This window comes from Prevotella bivia DSM 20514 (assembly GCF_000262545.1).
In the GTDB taxonomy this organism is placed as follows: domain Bacteria; phylum Bacteroidota; class Bacteroidia; order Bacteroidales; family Bacteroidaceae; genus Prevotella; species Prevotella bivia.
On sequence record NZ_JH660660.1, the window covers coordinates 1213317 to 1228863 of the forward strand.

General features: G+C 38.8%; 12 protein-coding genes. 4 read left to right on the forward strand and 8 right to left on the reverse strand.

All coding sequences use genetic code 11. From position 1 onward, the window contains the following. Positions 1–159 precede the first annotated feature (159 nt). Positions 160–1917 (forward strand): DUF349 domain-containing protein, encoded by a 1758-nt coding sequence (locus PREBIDRAFT_RS07480; protein WP_004337094.1) that lies wholly within the window; start codon positions 160–162, stop codon positions 1915–1917. A gap of 181 nt (positions 1918–2098) precedes the next feature. On the opposite strand, the gene rsgA is transcribed toward PREBIDRAFT_RS07480, so the two are convergent. The 4 genes from rsgA to rsmA form a co-directional block, all read right to left on the reverse strand. Beyond that, complete coding sequence (gene rsgA / locus PREBIDRAFT_RS07485; RefSeq protein ID WP_004337093.1) at positions 2099–3043, reverse strand: ribosome small subunit-dependent GTPase A; 945 nt, start codon at positions 3041–3043, stop codon at positions 2099–2101. 81 nt (positions 3044–3124) lie between these two features. Continuing rightward, positions 3125–3685 (reverse strand): ribosome recycling factor, encoded by a 561-nt coding sequence (gene frr / locus PREBIDRAFT_RS07490; RefSeq protein ID WP_004337092.1) that lies wholly within the window; start codon positions 3683–3685, stop codon positions 3125–3127. A gap of 80 nt (positions 3686–3765) precedes the next feature. Beyond that, a complete protein-coding gene (locus tag PREBIDRAFT_RS07495; RefSeq protein ID WP_004337091.1) occupies positions 3766–4242 on the reverse strand; it encodes a GAF domain-containing protein in 477 nt (158 codons plus the stop codon). 2 nt (positions 4243–4244) lie between these two features. Further along, positions 4245–5048, reverse strand: coding sequence for a 16S rRNA (adenine(1518)-N(6)/adenine(1519)-N(6))-dimethyltransferase RsmA (gene rsmA, locus PREBIDRAFT_RS07500; RefSeq protein ID WP_004337090.1), 804 nt, complete (start codon positions 5046–5048; stop codon positions 4245–4247). Between the two features lie 77 nt (positions 5049–5125). On the opposite strand from rsmA, the gene PREBIDRAFT_RS07505 reads away from it, so the two are divergent. Together PREBIDRAFT_RS07505 and PREBIDRAFT_RS07510 are read left to right on the forward strand one after the other, a co-directional pair. Further along, on the forward strand, positions 5126–6121 hold the full coding sequence (locus PREBIDRAFT_RS07505; RefSeq protein ID WP_004339583.1) for a lysylphosphatidylglycerol synthase transmembrane domain-containing protein: 996 nt from the start codon (positions 5126–5128) through the stop codon (positions 6119–6121). Between the two features lie 33 nt (positions 6122–6154). Continuing rightward, on the forward strand, positions 6155–7609 hold the full coding sequence (locus PREBIDRAFT_RS07510) for an aminoacyl-histidine dipeptidase (RefSeq protein WP_004337088.1): 1455 nt from the start codon (positions 6155–6157) through the stop codon (positions 7607–7609). A 90-nt stretch (positions 7610–7699) separates the two neighbouring features. Here the strand turns inward: PREBIDRAFT_RS07510 and PREBIDRAFT_RS07515 are convergent, their stop codons facing one another. The 4 genes from PREBIDRAFT_RS07515 to lysS form a co-directional block, all read right to left on the reverse strand. Further along, positions 7700–8410: an HAD family hydrolase gene (locus tag PREBIDRAFT_RS07515; protein ID WP_004337087.1), complete on the reverse strand. Its 711-nt coding sequence runs from the start codon at positions 8408–8410 to the stop codon at positions 7700–7702. Between the two features lie 364 nt (positions 8411–8774). Beyond that, the gene (locus PREBIDRAFT_RS07520; protein ID WP_004337086.1) at positions 8775–10133 is read right to left on the reverse strand and encodes a glucose-6-phosphate isomerase; all 1359 of its coding nucleotides are present in this window, start codon (positions 10131–10133) and stop codon (positions 8775–8777) included. A 6-nt stretch (positions 10134–10139) separates the two neighbouring features. Beyond that, positions 10140–11210, reverse strand: coding sequence for an NAD(P)H-dependent glycerol-3-phosphate dehydrogenase (locus PREBIDRAFT_RS07525; RefSeq protein WP_004337085.1), 1071 nt, complete (start codon positions 11208–11210; stop codon positions 10140–10142). Positions 11211–11461: 251 nt separating this feature from the next. After that, positions 11462–13189 carry a lysine--tRNA ligase gene (gene lysS, locus PREBIDRAFT_RS07530; RefSeq protein WP_004337084.1) on the reverse strand — a complete coding sequence of 576 codons (1728 nt, stop codon included), beginning with the start codon at positions 13187–13189 and terminating at the stop codon, positions 11462–11464. Between the two features lie 1357 nt (positions 13190–14546). Between lysS and PREBIDRAFT_RS07535 the strand changes: the two genes are divergently transcribed. Beyond that, positions 14547–15536 (forward strand): acyltransferase family protein, encoded by a 990-nt coding sequence (locus tag PREBIDRAFT_RS07535; RefSeq protein ID WP_004338101.1) that lies wholly within the window; start codon positions 14547–14549, stop codon positions 15534–15536. Positions 15537–15547: the final 11 nt, after the last annotated feature.

Genomic DNA, 15547 nt, shown 5'->3' on the forward strand with positions numbered 1-15547 from the left:
AGTTGTAATAAAAGCAATCATAAAATTAGGTGTATTCAAACTTTTTAAGTAAGTTTGCATATTGTAATGAAAGGGGTAAATCGTTAGTCTTTAATGTTTAAGGTCAACTTACCCCTATATTTTTTGGAAAACCGAATCATAAACTAAAAAAGTTAAGTGATGGACTCTCAAGAGAAAACCCTAGAACTAGGTGTAGAAGAAGTAAGTAATGCGACAAAAGTGTACGACTCTAAGAAGGAAGTACTAGAGCGTTTGAAAGAAATTGTTGCTAGTGATGAAGCGCCAAAGAAGACAGAGGTGGATCATCTAAAGGCTGCATTTTATAAAATTCTTTTTGCTGAGCGTGAAGAACAACAAAAGGCTTTCTTAGACAGAGGGGGTGATCCTGAGAAATATTCTTATCTTCCTGATGAGGATGAGGAGGCTTTTAAAGCTGAAATGATACTTGTTAAGGAAAAGCGTCAGCAGGCTTTTCTTAAACAAGAGGAAGAAAAACAAGCTAACCTCAAGGCAAAGGAAACTATCATTGAACGCATTAAAGCAATGATAACTACTCCTGATGAGGTAAATAATAATTTCCCTGAATTTAAGAAATTGCAGCAAGAATGGAAGGAGATAAAACTTGTTCCTGCAGAAAAAGTAACAGAGTTATGGCGTAGTTATCAACTTTATGTGGAACAGTTCTATGACTTGTTAAATCTTAATCGTGAAGCACGTGAATATGATTTCAAGAAGAACTTGGAAAAGAAAACGCAACTTTGCGAGGCTGCAGAAAAACTTGCAGAGGAAGATGATGTAGTAAGTGCTTTTCATCAGTTGCAAGAATTACACCAAGAATATCGTGAAACGGGTCCTGTAGAGAAGGAACTCCGTGAGCAAATTTGGGCACGTTTCAAGGCGGCTAGTACTACAATAAATAAACGTCATCAGCAGCATTTTGAAGATATTCGTGCTAAAGAAGAGGATAATCTAGCAAAGAAAACAGCTTTATGCGAAAAGTTAGAAGAAATTATTAAACAAGAAAATAAGAAATCTTCTGATTGGGAAGGGCATACTAAGCAAATTGTTGAACTTCAAGCAGAGTGGAAAACGATAGGCTTTGCACCGCAAAAGATGAATGTAAAGATCTTTGAACGTTTCCGTTCTGGTTGTGATGACTTCTTTACACGTAAGGCAGAGTACTTTAAAGAACTAAAGGCACAGTATGCTGAAAATCTTGAGAAAAAGCAATCACTTGTTGAGCAGGCTAAGGCATTAGCGGCATCTACTGATTGGAAGGCTACTACTGACAAGTTGGTAGCATTGCAAAAAGAGTGGAAAACCATAGGTATGGTTCCTCGAAAAGTTGGTGATGAGCTTTGGGCAGCTTTCCTTGGTGCTTGTAATCAGTTCTTCGAAGCTCGTAATGCTGCACACCAAGGTGTGCATTCTGCAGAGCAAGACAACTTGAAACAGAAGCGTAGTATCATTGAAGAGTTAAAAAAACTTTGTGAAAACATTGCTGAAGCCACACAAGAGCAAGTAAAGAAGCTTACTGAAGAATATAACAATGTGGGGCATGTGCCTTATCGTGAAAAGGATAAGGTATATACAGAATATCACGAAATATTAGATAAACTTTATAGCGCATTACACATTAGTGAGGCGCACAAGCGTGTTGATAACTTCAAGAACAATATCAAAAAGGTAGCCGAACGTGGTGCTAATGCCTTAGGTAATGAGCGTAGTAAGCTAATGCGTCGTTATGAGCAGTTGAAGCAAGAAATCAATACTTATGAAAATAATCTCGGCTTTTTAAATATCAGCTCAAAGAAAGGCAATAGCTTGATTGACGAAATGAATCGTCGTGTAGAGCGCCTTAAAGCTGATGTAGAAGAAATAAAGCAGAAGATTAAAGCGATTGATGCTGAAAAATAAATTCTTTTTTCCTATACAGAGGGTGGAAGTATATACCTCCTGTATAGGAAGAGTATAAGCATTAAGGGTGTTAAGGGTCTTAGGTAATTTAAGAAACTTAACGCTCTTAATCGTTTCTAGGGAAGATTTTGTTCCTTCTCTCTACTAGGAAGGAAGTTAGGAGCGAGCTGTAAGAGAACTTTTAAAATGCTGCTCTATACTTCTCCTCGTCCTTATCTTCTAACATCGAAAGATAACTGTTATAACGACTTTCTGCTATATAATGATCTTCTAATGCTTTTCGAACAGCGCAACCTGGTTCGTGGGTATGCGTACAGTTGGAAAATCGACATTCCTTAGAGAATTTAAAAATCTCACGGAAGTAGCTAGTTAGCTCTTCTTTTTCAATATCAAAAGTGCCAAAACCTTTGATACCCGGGGTATCTATAATATATCCTCCACTAGGCAACTCTAACATTTCGCTAAAAGTAGTGGTGTGCATACCTGTGTTATGAGCATCTGAAATATCGGCAGTGCGTAGATTAACGTGTGGCAATAGTGAATTAATAAGTGTAGATTTTCCTACGCCACTATTCCCACTCAATAATGTTATTTTATCTTTTAATAATGGCTTTAAAGTATCAGCGCTAGAAGTTTTGTCTTTTTTAGCATTTGCCTGCACCTCTACACATTGATAGCCAATGCTTTCATAGAGGTTGATAACAGCTTTTTGATAGTGCAGTTCATCTTCGTTTAATAGGTCAATCTTGTTGAAAACGAGTGTTACGGGAACTTGATAAGCTTCGGCCCCCGCTAAAAAGCGATCAATAAAAGTAGTAGATGTTTCAGGATAATTTGTAGTAACAACAAGAAATGCTTGGTCAATATTGGCAGCGAGGATATGGCTTTGCTTAGAGAGATTAGACGATTTTCTAATGATATAATTTCGTCTATCTTCTATTTCTGAAATAAATGCTGTACCTTCTTGGTTGGTAATGATTTGTACGTGATCGCCTACGGCAACAGGATTAGTAGAGCGAATACCCTTTAATCGGAAATTGCCCTTTATTTTGCTCTCTACGATCTTACCGTCTTCTGTTTTTACACTATACCAACTCCCTGTGTTTTTAATTACTAATCCGCGCATTCACTTGATGTTATTATACAATAATCCCCTTTGAGTATTCTCTCTGAAAGATAATACTTAAAGGGGTTTTTATTCTCATTTTTATACCGTCATTACTTCTTTTTCCTTAGCTGCAAGCAATTCTTCTACACGCTTAATATACTTATCATGTATTTTCTGCAACTCGGTTTCAGCATCTTTTTCAAGGTCTTCAGATAAACCATCCTTAATAGCTTTCTTTAAGATTTCCTTAATGTCTGCACGAATATTACGAATTTGGATCTTTGTCTTTTCACCAATTTTATTACATTGCTTCACTAACTCCTTACGGCGTTCTTCAGTAGGTTGAGGTAAGTTTAAACGAATCATCTCACCGTTGTTCTCTGGGGTGATACCAACATCCGAATCCATAATGGCTTTCTCAATGTCTTTTATTGCTTTTTTGTCCCATGGCTTAATAGCAATGGTGCGAGCATCTGGTACCATTACAGTGGCAACTTGGTTTAGAGCTACCATTTGTCCGTATGAACTTACGCGCACACCGTCAAGGATGGCAACGTTAGCACGACCTGCACGAATGCGTTGCAATTCCTCATCAAGGTACATTGCTGCCATCTCCATGCGATCTTTCGCTTCACTTAAAGTCTCTTTTACGTCTATCATATTGTGTTCGTAATAATATTTTTTCTTTTCTACAAAAATAGATATTAATTCAGAATATTACAAGAAAACCGCTTATTTTTTCATAACAAGTATTCTATTTCTATCATCAAAATCTCCATCATTTGTTCTAAATACTTCTTATCGACCTCATTGAATGTGCCAACTTCCGTACTGTCAATATCAAGCACACCATAGAAATTGTGTTTAGAATCGTATAATGGAACTACAATTTCGCTTCTTGACAAGGAGCTGCAAGCAATATGTCCAGGAAACTTTTCTACATCGTCTACAATGAGGGTTTTGCCTTCTTTCCATGTTGTCCCACAAACTCCCTTTCCAAACGGTATGGAGTAGCATGCCACTGTACCTTGAAAAGGTCCAAGGGTAAGTGTTGTATCGTTTTGCTTTAGATAAAAACCTGTCCAAAAAAAACGATCTGCAAATGTACTTTGCAGCAGGGCTGATACATTGGCGAGTATACCTACTATATTTGTTTCGTCGCTTATTAAGCCCTTAAATTGTGGTAGTAAGGCTTCATATTTTTCTGTTAAGTCCATTTTTATGCTTGTTCTTTTGCTAGTTCTTCGCCCACAATGTTTGTAAGTTCTACAAACTGTTCAATACTCAATTGCTCTGGGCGTTTAGTCATCATCTCTTGTTCGAAGAAGCCTTCTGACACTTTTTCATTATTCATCATCTGCTTCAAACTCACACGCAACATCTTTCTTCTTTGATTGAAAACAGTCTTTATTAGGCGTTTAAATAAAATTTCATCGCATCCTAAGTCGGTAACATTATTACGCATCATGCGGACTACTGCACTCTTTACTTTTGGAGGAGGATTGAAAACATGCTCGTCCACCGTAAAGAGATATTCCACATCATACCACGCTTGTATCAATACTGACAGAATACCGTATGCCTTGTTACCTGGTGTTGCTGCCATGCGGAGCGCAACTTCGCGTTGTATCATACCCGTGCAACAAGGAATAAGTTCCTTATAATCGAGCATCTTAAAGAAAATTTGTGAAGAAATATCGTATGGATAATTGCCCGTCAAGACAAACTGTTTCCCATCGAAGATTTCATTTAAGTCCATTTTTAGGAAGTCTTTTCCAATGATATTCTCGTGCAACTTTGGAAAACGCTCATAGAGAAAAGCCACACTCTCCGAGTCGATCTCAACAGCCTTTACCTCCCTAGGTTTCTCCACAAGGTATTGGGTGAGTACTCCCATACCCGGACCAATCTCTAAGATAGGTATCTCTGGGTACGCATCCACCGTATCGGCAATGCGTTTGGCAATGCTGAGATCAGTCAAAAAGTGCTGACCGAGGTTCTTCTTTGGTTTTACTAATTTCATAAATTTTCTTTATTACGCTACAAAGATACTCATTTTCTTTTGTTTTTATGTGCTTTTTGTCTATCTTTGCTCTTACTATGGAACTAAGAAAAATTGCGAATAACACAGTGAAGATAGTGTTACCCCTCCTTTTGGGCGGGGCTATTCTTTATTGGATGTATCGTGATTTCGATTTTTCTAATATTCAGCACGTGTTACTTCATGAAATGAATTGGACATGGATGATCCTTTCTCTTCCTTTTGGAGTATTGGCACAAGCCTTTCGTGGCTGGAGATGGAAACAAGTTTTAGCACCAGTTAACGAACATCCTCGCACTTCTGTTTGTCTTAATTCCATTTTTCTTTCCTATGCTCTTAGTTTGATCGTTCCCCGTGTAGGCGAATTTGCTCGTTGTGGCGTGTTACGAAGATATGATAGGATAGATTTCCCCAAAGCCTTAGGAACAGTAGTAACCGAGCGAGCTGTTGATACATTAATAATATTAATCGTTACTGCGCTTGCTTTTATATTGCAAATTAGCGTCTTTGCTAACTTTTTCTCAAAGACGGGTACGCGTATTGATGATGTTTTCGGAATGTTTACTCCGATGGGTTGGATGGTTACAGTGATTTGTGGTGTAGCTGCTCTTATCTTGGTGTATTTTATCTTTAAAAAACTTGCTATTAATAAGCGAATAGGCAACACACTTTCAGGTATTTGGCAAGGTGTCTTATCTTTGAAAGATGTTAAGAATATTCCTCTGTTTATCTTTTTTAGCTTTGCTATTTGGATAAGCTATTTCCTACATTATTATCTTACATTTTTTTGTTTTGATGAAACAGCTAGTCTTGGACTCACTTGCGCCCTTGTTAGCTTTGTAGTTGGCTCAATTGCTGTTATCGTTCCTACGCCCAATGGTGCAGGATCTTGGCATTTTGCCGTTAAAACAATGTTGATACTTTATGGAGTAAGCGATGCCCGTGCGCTCTATTTTGTATTAATTGTGCATACAATCCAAACATTCTTAGTAATTTTGCTAGGTATATATGCTTGGGTTGCACTTAGCTTTACAAAGAAGCGTAGTGTAAATTAGTCAGGAAACACTAACCTTTAAAATTTTTAGAATATGAGTGAAATTAGAAATTTAAAGCCAGAAGGGCTATGGAGAAACTTCGATGAGTTGACTAAAATACCTCGTCCATCAGGTCATACAGAGAAAGTTCGCCAATACTTGATCGACTTTGGTAAGCGTATCGGTATTGAGGCTTTTGTAGATTCTGCTAACAATGTTATCTTCCGTAAGCCAGCCACTCCTGGTTATGAGAATAGAAAAACTGTGGTTATGCAGTCTCACATTGATATGGTACCACAGAAAGCTCCTAGCAGCAACCATAATTTTGAAACCGATCCTATCCAAACTCGCATCATTGATGGTTGGGTTTATGGCACAGATACTACCCTTGGTGCTGACAATGGTCTTGGTGTAGCAGCTATTATGGCTGTAATGGAGTCTAACGATTTAAAGCATGGTCCATTAGAGGCTGTCCTTACTAACGATGAGGAAACAGGTATGTTCGGTGCTAACGACCTTCCTACAGACATTCTTCATGGCGATATCTTGATGAACCTTGACTCTGAAACATGGGGCAAGTTTGTTATTGGTTCAGCAGGTGGTATTGATATTGACACTTCTTTAGAATATAAGGAAGTAGAAAACAATCAAGAAACAGCTGTTAAGGTTACTTTAAAAGGCTTGAAAGGTGGACACTCTGGTTTGGAAATCAATGAGGGTCGCGCTAATGCTAACAAAGAAATGGTACGCTTAGTGCGTAAGGCAATTGCTGAATTGGGTGCTCGCTTGGCTTCTTGGAATGGTGGTAATATGCGTAATGCTATCCCTTTCAAGGCAGAAGTAGTACTTGCTTTGCCAAAGGCTAACGTTAAGGCACTCGAAGAAATGGTGGCTAAACAACGAGAATTGGTTGCCGATGAGTTCAAGTTGATCGAAAAGGGTGTTGAGTTCTTCTGTGAACCAGCTGAAGCTCCTACAGCCCTTGTTCCTGTTGAAATTCAGGATAACTTGATCAATGCTATCACTGCTTGCCACGATGGTGTTATCCGTTTCATTCCTGCTTATCCTAATGTTGTGGAAACATCTTCTAACCTTGCTATTATTGAGATTACCCCTGCAAGTGCTAATATTAAGGTGTTGGCTCGTTCTAGCCGTGAGGATATGAAGGAAGTAGTTGTCAATCGTGTTGTTGCTGCTTTTGATATGGCTGGTATGAAGTCTGTCTTGAGTGGTAGTTACGGTGGTTGGGATCCAAATCCTAATAGCGAAATCCTCAATATGATGAAGCGCATTTACAAGGAGCAGAATGGCGAAGAGGCTATTGTTCAGGTAGATCATGCTGGCTTAGAATGCTCTATTATCTTAGGTAAGTATCCAGGTATGGATGTTGTAAGTTTCGGTCCTACAATCCGCAGTCCTCACACATCCACAGAGAGAGCAGAAATAGCTTCAACAGAACCTTTCTGGAAGTTGCTTGTTAAGGCTTTAGAGGAAGTTCCTGTTAAGTAAAAGACAGGCCGTATATAAAAAGGCGTAGCATCGGTACTCTTCGTATGATGTTACGCCTTTTTTCAAAAGCAGCTATGCTCGCTCTATGAGTTATTCTCTCCCTCTTATGAGAATATCCCAATTGTCTGCCAGCTCTTGAATAGTAGGGTAGAGCATATTGGCACCTTCTTGTAGTAGTATTTTATCTTCAAGCGGACCGCTATTAATCGCTATTGTAAAGCAACCAGCAGTAACACCTGCACGAACTCCGAGCGGTGCATTCTCTATCACAATACCTTCGTGGGGTGATAAGTTGCCTGCTTTCTGCAAACCCATTAAATAAGGATCTGGGTTGGGCTTTCCTCTTTTTACATCGTAGGCAGTAGTGATGTTATTATTGGTAATAAATTCACCAAAGTCGGCTTTCAAACGCTCTATCAATGGTAGTTGAGCACTACCTGTAACAATACCTATTTGTAATCCATTCTTACGAATTTTCCCCATCAACTCTTTTACACCTTCAAAGATCGGTGCTTCACCCATTTCGTGAAAGTAGTGTGCTTTCACATCATAAATTTTTTGTGCTTCAGCTTCGGTGAACTCTTTACCCAAAAGTTCTTTCGCATATTTACGAATGGTATCCACCCCACGTGCACCTTCTGTAGCATAGGCATCGGCTGCAGTGAAAGGAATATTAAACGCTGCCATAGCCTCCTGCCATGCCGTTGCATGGTTCGGCATAGAGTTGTAAAGTACGCCATCCATATCAAACAATACAACACGCGGACAGAACTGACTAGGAATATTTATTTTCTGAGACATAATTTTATTTTTCTCTTGACATGATTAATATGATTTTTTGATATGATCTTCGTAATTTTCTTTTACAATAGTGCAATGAACCTTGTCAAGACATTTATTTATTTTATAACAAACCTCTAGTCTATCTGTAGCTTTCTGCCTGAAACCTACAATTGTTGGTTTTCTTATAGGCCCTAAATTTTTCGCTTAAACTCTAAACTGCCTGAGCCGAAGTTGAGAAGCAGACCATCATTGATACCATCTTGTCAATCTGAATGCTCTCCTCATATTCATCTGAAATATAACGATAAGACCTTGCCTATCTTGTTGATTCTGTCTGAAAAACAAGGAGACATGTCAAAAGAACATGTCTCCTATCATAGTCTTACTTGTCGTTTGTCAGTCGCTCTTGTATAGCCTTGCTTTCAGCCTCATAACCAGGCTTGTTTAGCAATGCAAACATATTCTTTTTGTAAGCCTCTACACCAGGTTGATTGAAAGGATTTACCTCCATTATCAAACCACTGATACCGCAAGCTTTTTCAAAGAAATAAATGAGCTGACCGAGATAGTATTCGTTTAAAGTAGGAACACTAATATGGATATTAGGTACACCACCGTCGACATGAGCCAAACGAGTGCCTAGCTCTGCCATCTTGTTCACTTCGTCAACGCGCTTACCTTCAAGGAAGTTCAAACCATCAAGGTTTTCATCATCATGAGGGAAAAGTAGTGTAGCGTTAGACTGCTCTACAGAGACGACAGTCTCGAAGATCGAGCGCTCACCCTCTTGTATCCACTGACCCATTGAGTGCAAATCAGTTGTAAAGTCGCATGCAGCAGGGAAGATACCCTTATTGTCCTTACCCTCGCTCTCACCATAAAGTTGCTTCCACCATTCAGCAAAGTAGTGTAGCTTTGGTTGGAAGTTAGCAATAATCTCTATTTTCTTACCAGCCTGTGCATACAAAGCTTGGCGAACAGCAGCATAACGAGCAGCAATATTGTTAGCAAAAGGCACGTCGATACTTGTCTCTTCTTCCATAACCTTAGCACCTTCTACTAAGGACTTAATGTCGAAACCTGCAACAGCAATTGGCAAAAGACCAACGGGTGTCAATACAGAAAAACGACCACCTATGTTGTCTGGAATGATAAACGATTTATAACCTTCTTGTGTAGCAGTAACACGTGCTGCACCCTTCTTCTCGTCAGTAACAGCAACGATAACATTCTTTGCAAAGTCTTTACCAAACTGGTCTTCGCATTGTTTCTTCAACAAACGGAAAGCAAGTGCAGTTTCGGTAGTAGTACCCGACTTAGAAATATTGATAACTCCAAACTTCTTATTCTTTAAATATGTGGTCAGCTCTGACAAGTAGTCCTCACCAATGTTATTACCAGCGAAAAGGATAGTTGGGTTCTTCTTATCTTCTATCAACCATGCAAAGCTGTTGCCTAACCCTTCTATTACGGCACGCGCACCAAGGTAAGAACCACCAATACCTGCTACTACCACTACTTCGCACTTCTCACGCAAGGTGTTAGCAACGCTTTCTATTTCTGCAAGAAAATCTGTTGTAATGCTTGATGGCAAGTGTAGCCATCCTAAAAAGTCGTTACCCGAACATGTACCATTTTCAAGAGCTACCTGAGCTGCTGCTACTTGTGGGGCGTATGCCTCCACTACGCCCGGATTAAGAAACTGGGTAGCCTTTGTAATGTCTAATTTAATACTTTCCATTTGTGTTTATCTAAATGAGTCTGTTAATAATTTTATTTCTTGTTTTGCATCAGCACCATTATATAATATATTGTACATGGCGTTCAGCATTGGCATCTCTGCTTGCACTTCTTTATTGATTTCGTACATACACTTTGTGCCATAATAACCTTCGGCTATCATTTGCATCTCCACCTGTGCCGACTTAATGCTATAGCCTTTCCCTATCATCGTACCGAAAGTGCGATTGCGCGAGAAGCTACTGTATCCTGTTACCAATTGATCGCCCATATACACGCTGTCGGATATGGTTCTGCTAAGCGGATTGATAGTGGTTAAGAAACGCTCCATTTCTTGCATTGCGTTAGAGATGAGTACGGCTTGGAAATTATCACCATACTTCAAACCTGCGCAAATACCTGCAACTATGGCATATACATTTTTCAGTACGGCTGCATATTCTATACCTAACACATCGCTAGATGTTTTAGCCTTGATATAGTCAGAGCGTAAAATCTTACATATCTCTTCGGCTTTTTGTTCGTTAGCACACCCCACAGTGAGGTAGGTTAAACGCTCCATAGCCACCTCCTCCGAATGAGAAGGGCCACCTATCAATGCCAATTGTTCATACGAAAGCCCGAAATGCTGATGAAAGTACTCCGAGCAAGTGAGGTTTTCGCCTGGAACAAGTCCCTTGATAGCAGTAATGATCGTTTTCCCCTTTAGGTCTACTGTGATCTGATCAAGTAAATCCTTCAAATAGGGTGAGGGCGTAACAAAAATAAGGGTATCAAATGCTTTCGCTATTTTATTAATGTCAGCCGAGAAATCTATCTCGTCTACATCAAAGTGGGTACTTGTTAAGTAGCTTGGATTATGCCCATGCTGCTCAAAGGCTTTTATTTTCTCCTCACTGCGCAAGTACCAACCAATATAGTGGGTATGTTCCACCACCACTTTCGCTATAGCAGTAGCCCAACTACCGCTACCTATGATAGCAACAGAACCTAATCCTCTGCCCAGCCCTCCATTAGGGAGGAATGGCAGACGAAGCCATTTTCTCGATTTATGTACTAACCTCGAAAAGATATTCATATACTTTTTTGTTTATAAGCGTTTTCGCTATCAATTTCCCCTTATATGCTATCTTTCAGATAGCGATTATGTTGCCATTCTATCCGTATGTTGCATTCACTTCGTTCATTTAACCTACGGCTACTGATATTGCATCTTTCAGATGCTCCGTTATGGGTAGCAGTTGCCTTTTCAAAGTTTCTTTCCACGCTTTATCCGATCGGGAAGCCTCCCCTATTGGGGGAGGTGGGAGGGGGCTAGAGATGTTTGGGTTAAGCTTTATCTATCCAGCGCTGTATCTCTTCTTGGCTAGGCTTTTCATAGCCCAGCTTGTACTTCTTGTTGATTTCACCCAACTTCTGTTGCAAGCCCTGTGCTTTTTCGTCCTTGATGTCAGTGATAAGATTGAAGCCAGCCTTGCGAAGCACATACACCCAGTTTTCTTCTACGCCTATTTCAGCCCATTCCTTTACACTGTTTTGTGGGATCTTTGGCTCTGGCTTCATCTGTGGGAAAAGTAGCACTTCCTGAATATATTCCTTACCAGTCATTAACATCACTAGGCGGTCGATACCAATACCGATACCCGATGTTGGCGGCATACCATACTGCAATGCGCGTAGGAAGTCTTGATCAATGATCATTGCCTCGTCATCGCCCTTGTCGGCCAATTTCATTTGCTCGATGAAACGCTCTTCCTGATCAATAGGGTCGTTCAATTCAGAGTAAGCATTTGCCAACTCCTTACCATTCACCATCAATTCAAAACGTTCGGTCAAGCCTGGCTTAGAACGGTGCATCTTGGTAAGTGGCGACATCTCTACAGGGTAGTCGGTGATAAAGGTAGGTTGAATATAAGTGCCTTCGCAGAACTCACCAAATATTTCATCGATCAACTTGCCTTTACCAAAGCTCTCGTCTATCTCTTCCAGCTTCAATTCGTTTACAGCAATGTTGCGAATTTCGTCTTCGCTCTTACCATAAAGGTCGAAGCCTGTCTTTTCCTTGATAGCATCGAGAATAGGCAAACGGCGGAAAGGAGCCTTAAAGCTAATAACCTTATCGCCCATCTGCACCTCTGGCTTACCATTCACAGCCACACAGATCTTCTCTAATAGCTGTTCGGTGAAACTCATCATCCAATTATAGTCTTTGTATTGAACATAAAGCTCCATACAAGTAAACTCTGGGTTGTGGAAGCGATCCATACCCTCGTTGCGGAAGTTTTTACCTATTTCGTAAACACCCTCGAAGCCACCCACGATCAAACGCTTCAAATACAACTCTGTAGCGATACGCATATACATATCGTTGTTGAGCGCATTAAAGTGGGTAATGAAAGGGCGTGCGCTAGCACCGCCAGCGATGGTTTGCAGGGTAGGTGTCTCCACCTCAGTATAGCCTGCTTCATCGAAGAAGTTGCGCATGGTGCGCAACACTGTGGCACGCTTTAGGAAGGTATCTTTTACGCCATCGTTTACCACCAAGTCTACATAACGTTGGCGATAACGCTGCTCTGGATCGTCAAAGCTGTCGAAAGTCTCACCGTCCTTTTGCTTCACAACAGGCAATGGTTTCAAACTCTTTGATAATAAGGTTATTTCTTTTGCGTGAACAGAGATCTCGCCCATTTGTGTTCTGAACACAAAACCTTTGATACCGATGAAATCACCAATATCCAATAATTTCTTGAAGAATTTATTATAGAGATCCTTGTCTTCTCCTGGGCAAATATCATCACGAGTAATATATACCTGTATTCTGCCCTTGCTATCCTGTAGCTCTGCGAACGAAGCCTTACCCATAACGCGGCGACCCATCATTCGACCAGCTATTACAACCTCGCGTTGTTCGTCTTCTTTGAACTGCTCTTTAATGTCGGTAGAGTAAGCATTTGTTGGAAACTCTGCGGCAGGATAAGGATTGATACCCATTTCGCGCAATTCTTGCAAGCTTTGGCGACGACCAATTTCTTGCTCTGACAATTCTAAAACATTCATAGTTTTCTATCTTATCGAATATATTCGTTTAATCTATTTCTAATAGATGCAAAATTACAAAAAAAATACTAGATAACAGCCTAAATCAAATATAATAAGGTAAAAAGCAGCAGCTTTAAGTATAATGTCGTGTTCGGTCGTGCTTTTTTGTTACATCTACTCTGTCTTATATTGCATCTACTTTTCACGACATAAGTCTACCTGCATACGTTTCTTGTCGTGCAAAGTCGTGTTCTGTCGTTGCATAACACCGTTTTTTTGTTGCATCTGCTTTTCACGACTTTTCACGACATAAGTTTGCCTGCATGCATATCTTGTCGTGTAAAGTCGTGCTTAGTTGTTGCATAACACAGTTTTTTGTTGCATCTGCTTTTCACGACTTTTCACGACATAAGTTTGCCTGCATGCATATCTTGTCGTGTAAAGTCGTGCTTAGTTGTTGCATAACACAGTTTTTGTTGCATCTACTTTTCACGACATACGTTTGCCTGCATACATATCTTGTCGTGTAAAGTCGTGTTCTGTCGTTGCATTGTTAATACATCATGTTAATCTTGTCCGTCTTGTCTAAAACTTTTTATGTCATTGTCCTATCTGAAATAACCAAACAAAACAACTGTTATTTTTCTCATATTTTCCAGCAAACCATATTTATGTTCAAATATGCCAAAAACGAATGTATTTGTAAATGATTGATTATCAATTGTTTGTTGTTTTGTAAATAAAATTATCTTCGTTTTAATAGCCCAAAACCTTTAAAAGGTAACCTTTCTCAGTGCAAAAGATAATGTTTTACCCATTAAAAGCTTATCTATAACAGAGTAAAAGGTTATCGTTTTCATCGTAAATCTTTATCGAAAACCTAGAAAGTGTCTATTTTTGCTCTATTTTATCACCTTCTTTACTTCTATTTTGGTGTCCCCAAAAGTGTTAATTTAGGTAATTAATATTTACTATTTTGTTTATAAATAATTTCTCTTTCTTTGTTCTTTCGCTTCTACAAGTTAAATATTCTGCTTGTTAGTTATAACTATTCCTAATAAAACGCTGCGTTTACTTTGAAGATTAACTATTTTCTTTTACCTTTGTAAAATTATAATAGCGATGTGCAACTAGAAATATCTGCGAATATTGATTAATAGGAGTTTAGCTTGATTAGCCATATAAGATACAGCTTAGGTGAGCTATGTCCTATAATCCCATATTCTAAAGCGGACACACAAGGTTGGCTTTCTTCTTACTTACAATGTCGTCGTGCATAGTAAGGAGGAGTTGATGTGTTCTTCCGCAATAGATTTATTTCTACTTATTTTGCCATAGTTGTTGACGAAAAACAAAGTAAATGTAATAAAAAATAATGGTAAAACGTATAGTATATATAGACGCTCTAAAGGCTTTTGCAATAATCCTTGTAGTAATCGGACATCTTTCAGCTATGTGTGGGGGGGGGGATAATATGATTTATGAAGTCATAGCTTCTTTTCATATGCCCCTATTCTTGTTTTTGTCTGGATTTGTGCTAAAGAGAATTCCTACTAGTTTTAAATTGCTACATAAGTGTTTTGCCCTATTATTACCAATGATGACTATAGGAGTAATTCTTACTATATTTATACATCATCATAGTGTAAAAGATATGTGCTACGATAGTTTTAAGGGAGGTTATTGGTATTTGTATATGTTAGTAGTCTACTACCTACTTATTCAGCCAACTAAATTTTTTATTAATCGTACTTTTCTTTTAGGGTTATACATTGTTGGGGTTTTCTGTTTTTTAAAAGGGCTAGCTGTATTTTCTCCCTTAGATGTTAAAGGCTTATTCAGCTTAGATATGATGAATGGACTATGGCTGTATTTTGCATTTGGCTTTTTATTAGCTCATTCTGAAAAAGTAAAGCACTTTGTGTTTGGTAATGCAATTTTATCCCTTGCTTTGGTTAGTTTTATACCATTATTTGTATTGTATCATAATCAGACGTTGGTTCGTTTTGCTCAGATTTTACCATTTACGGCTATTTTAGCTTGTGTATTTATATTTAAAAAATTCTTTGCAGAAGAAAATAAATTTGTTAAGCAAGTATCTTTTATAGGACAGAATACGCTGGATATTTATATATATCATTACTTTTTATTACCTATAATTGATATAAATTCTCTTGGTCTTTGGGGACTTAGAACTGGTAATTATTTGTTAGAGCTTGTGATGCTGTTGTTGCTCGCACTTTTAGTTGCATACATAAGTATAGCTATTGGAAAAATAATAAGGTTGAGTCATATTTTAAATATAATAGTTTATGGCAATATACATAGTTGTAGATTAAAAGATATTTTTCATAAAAATGCATAGTGTATTACTTT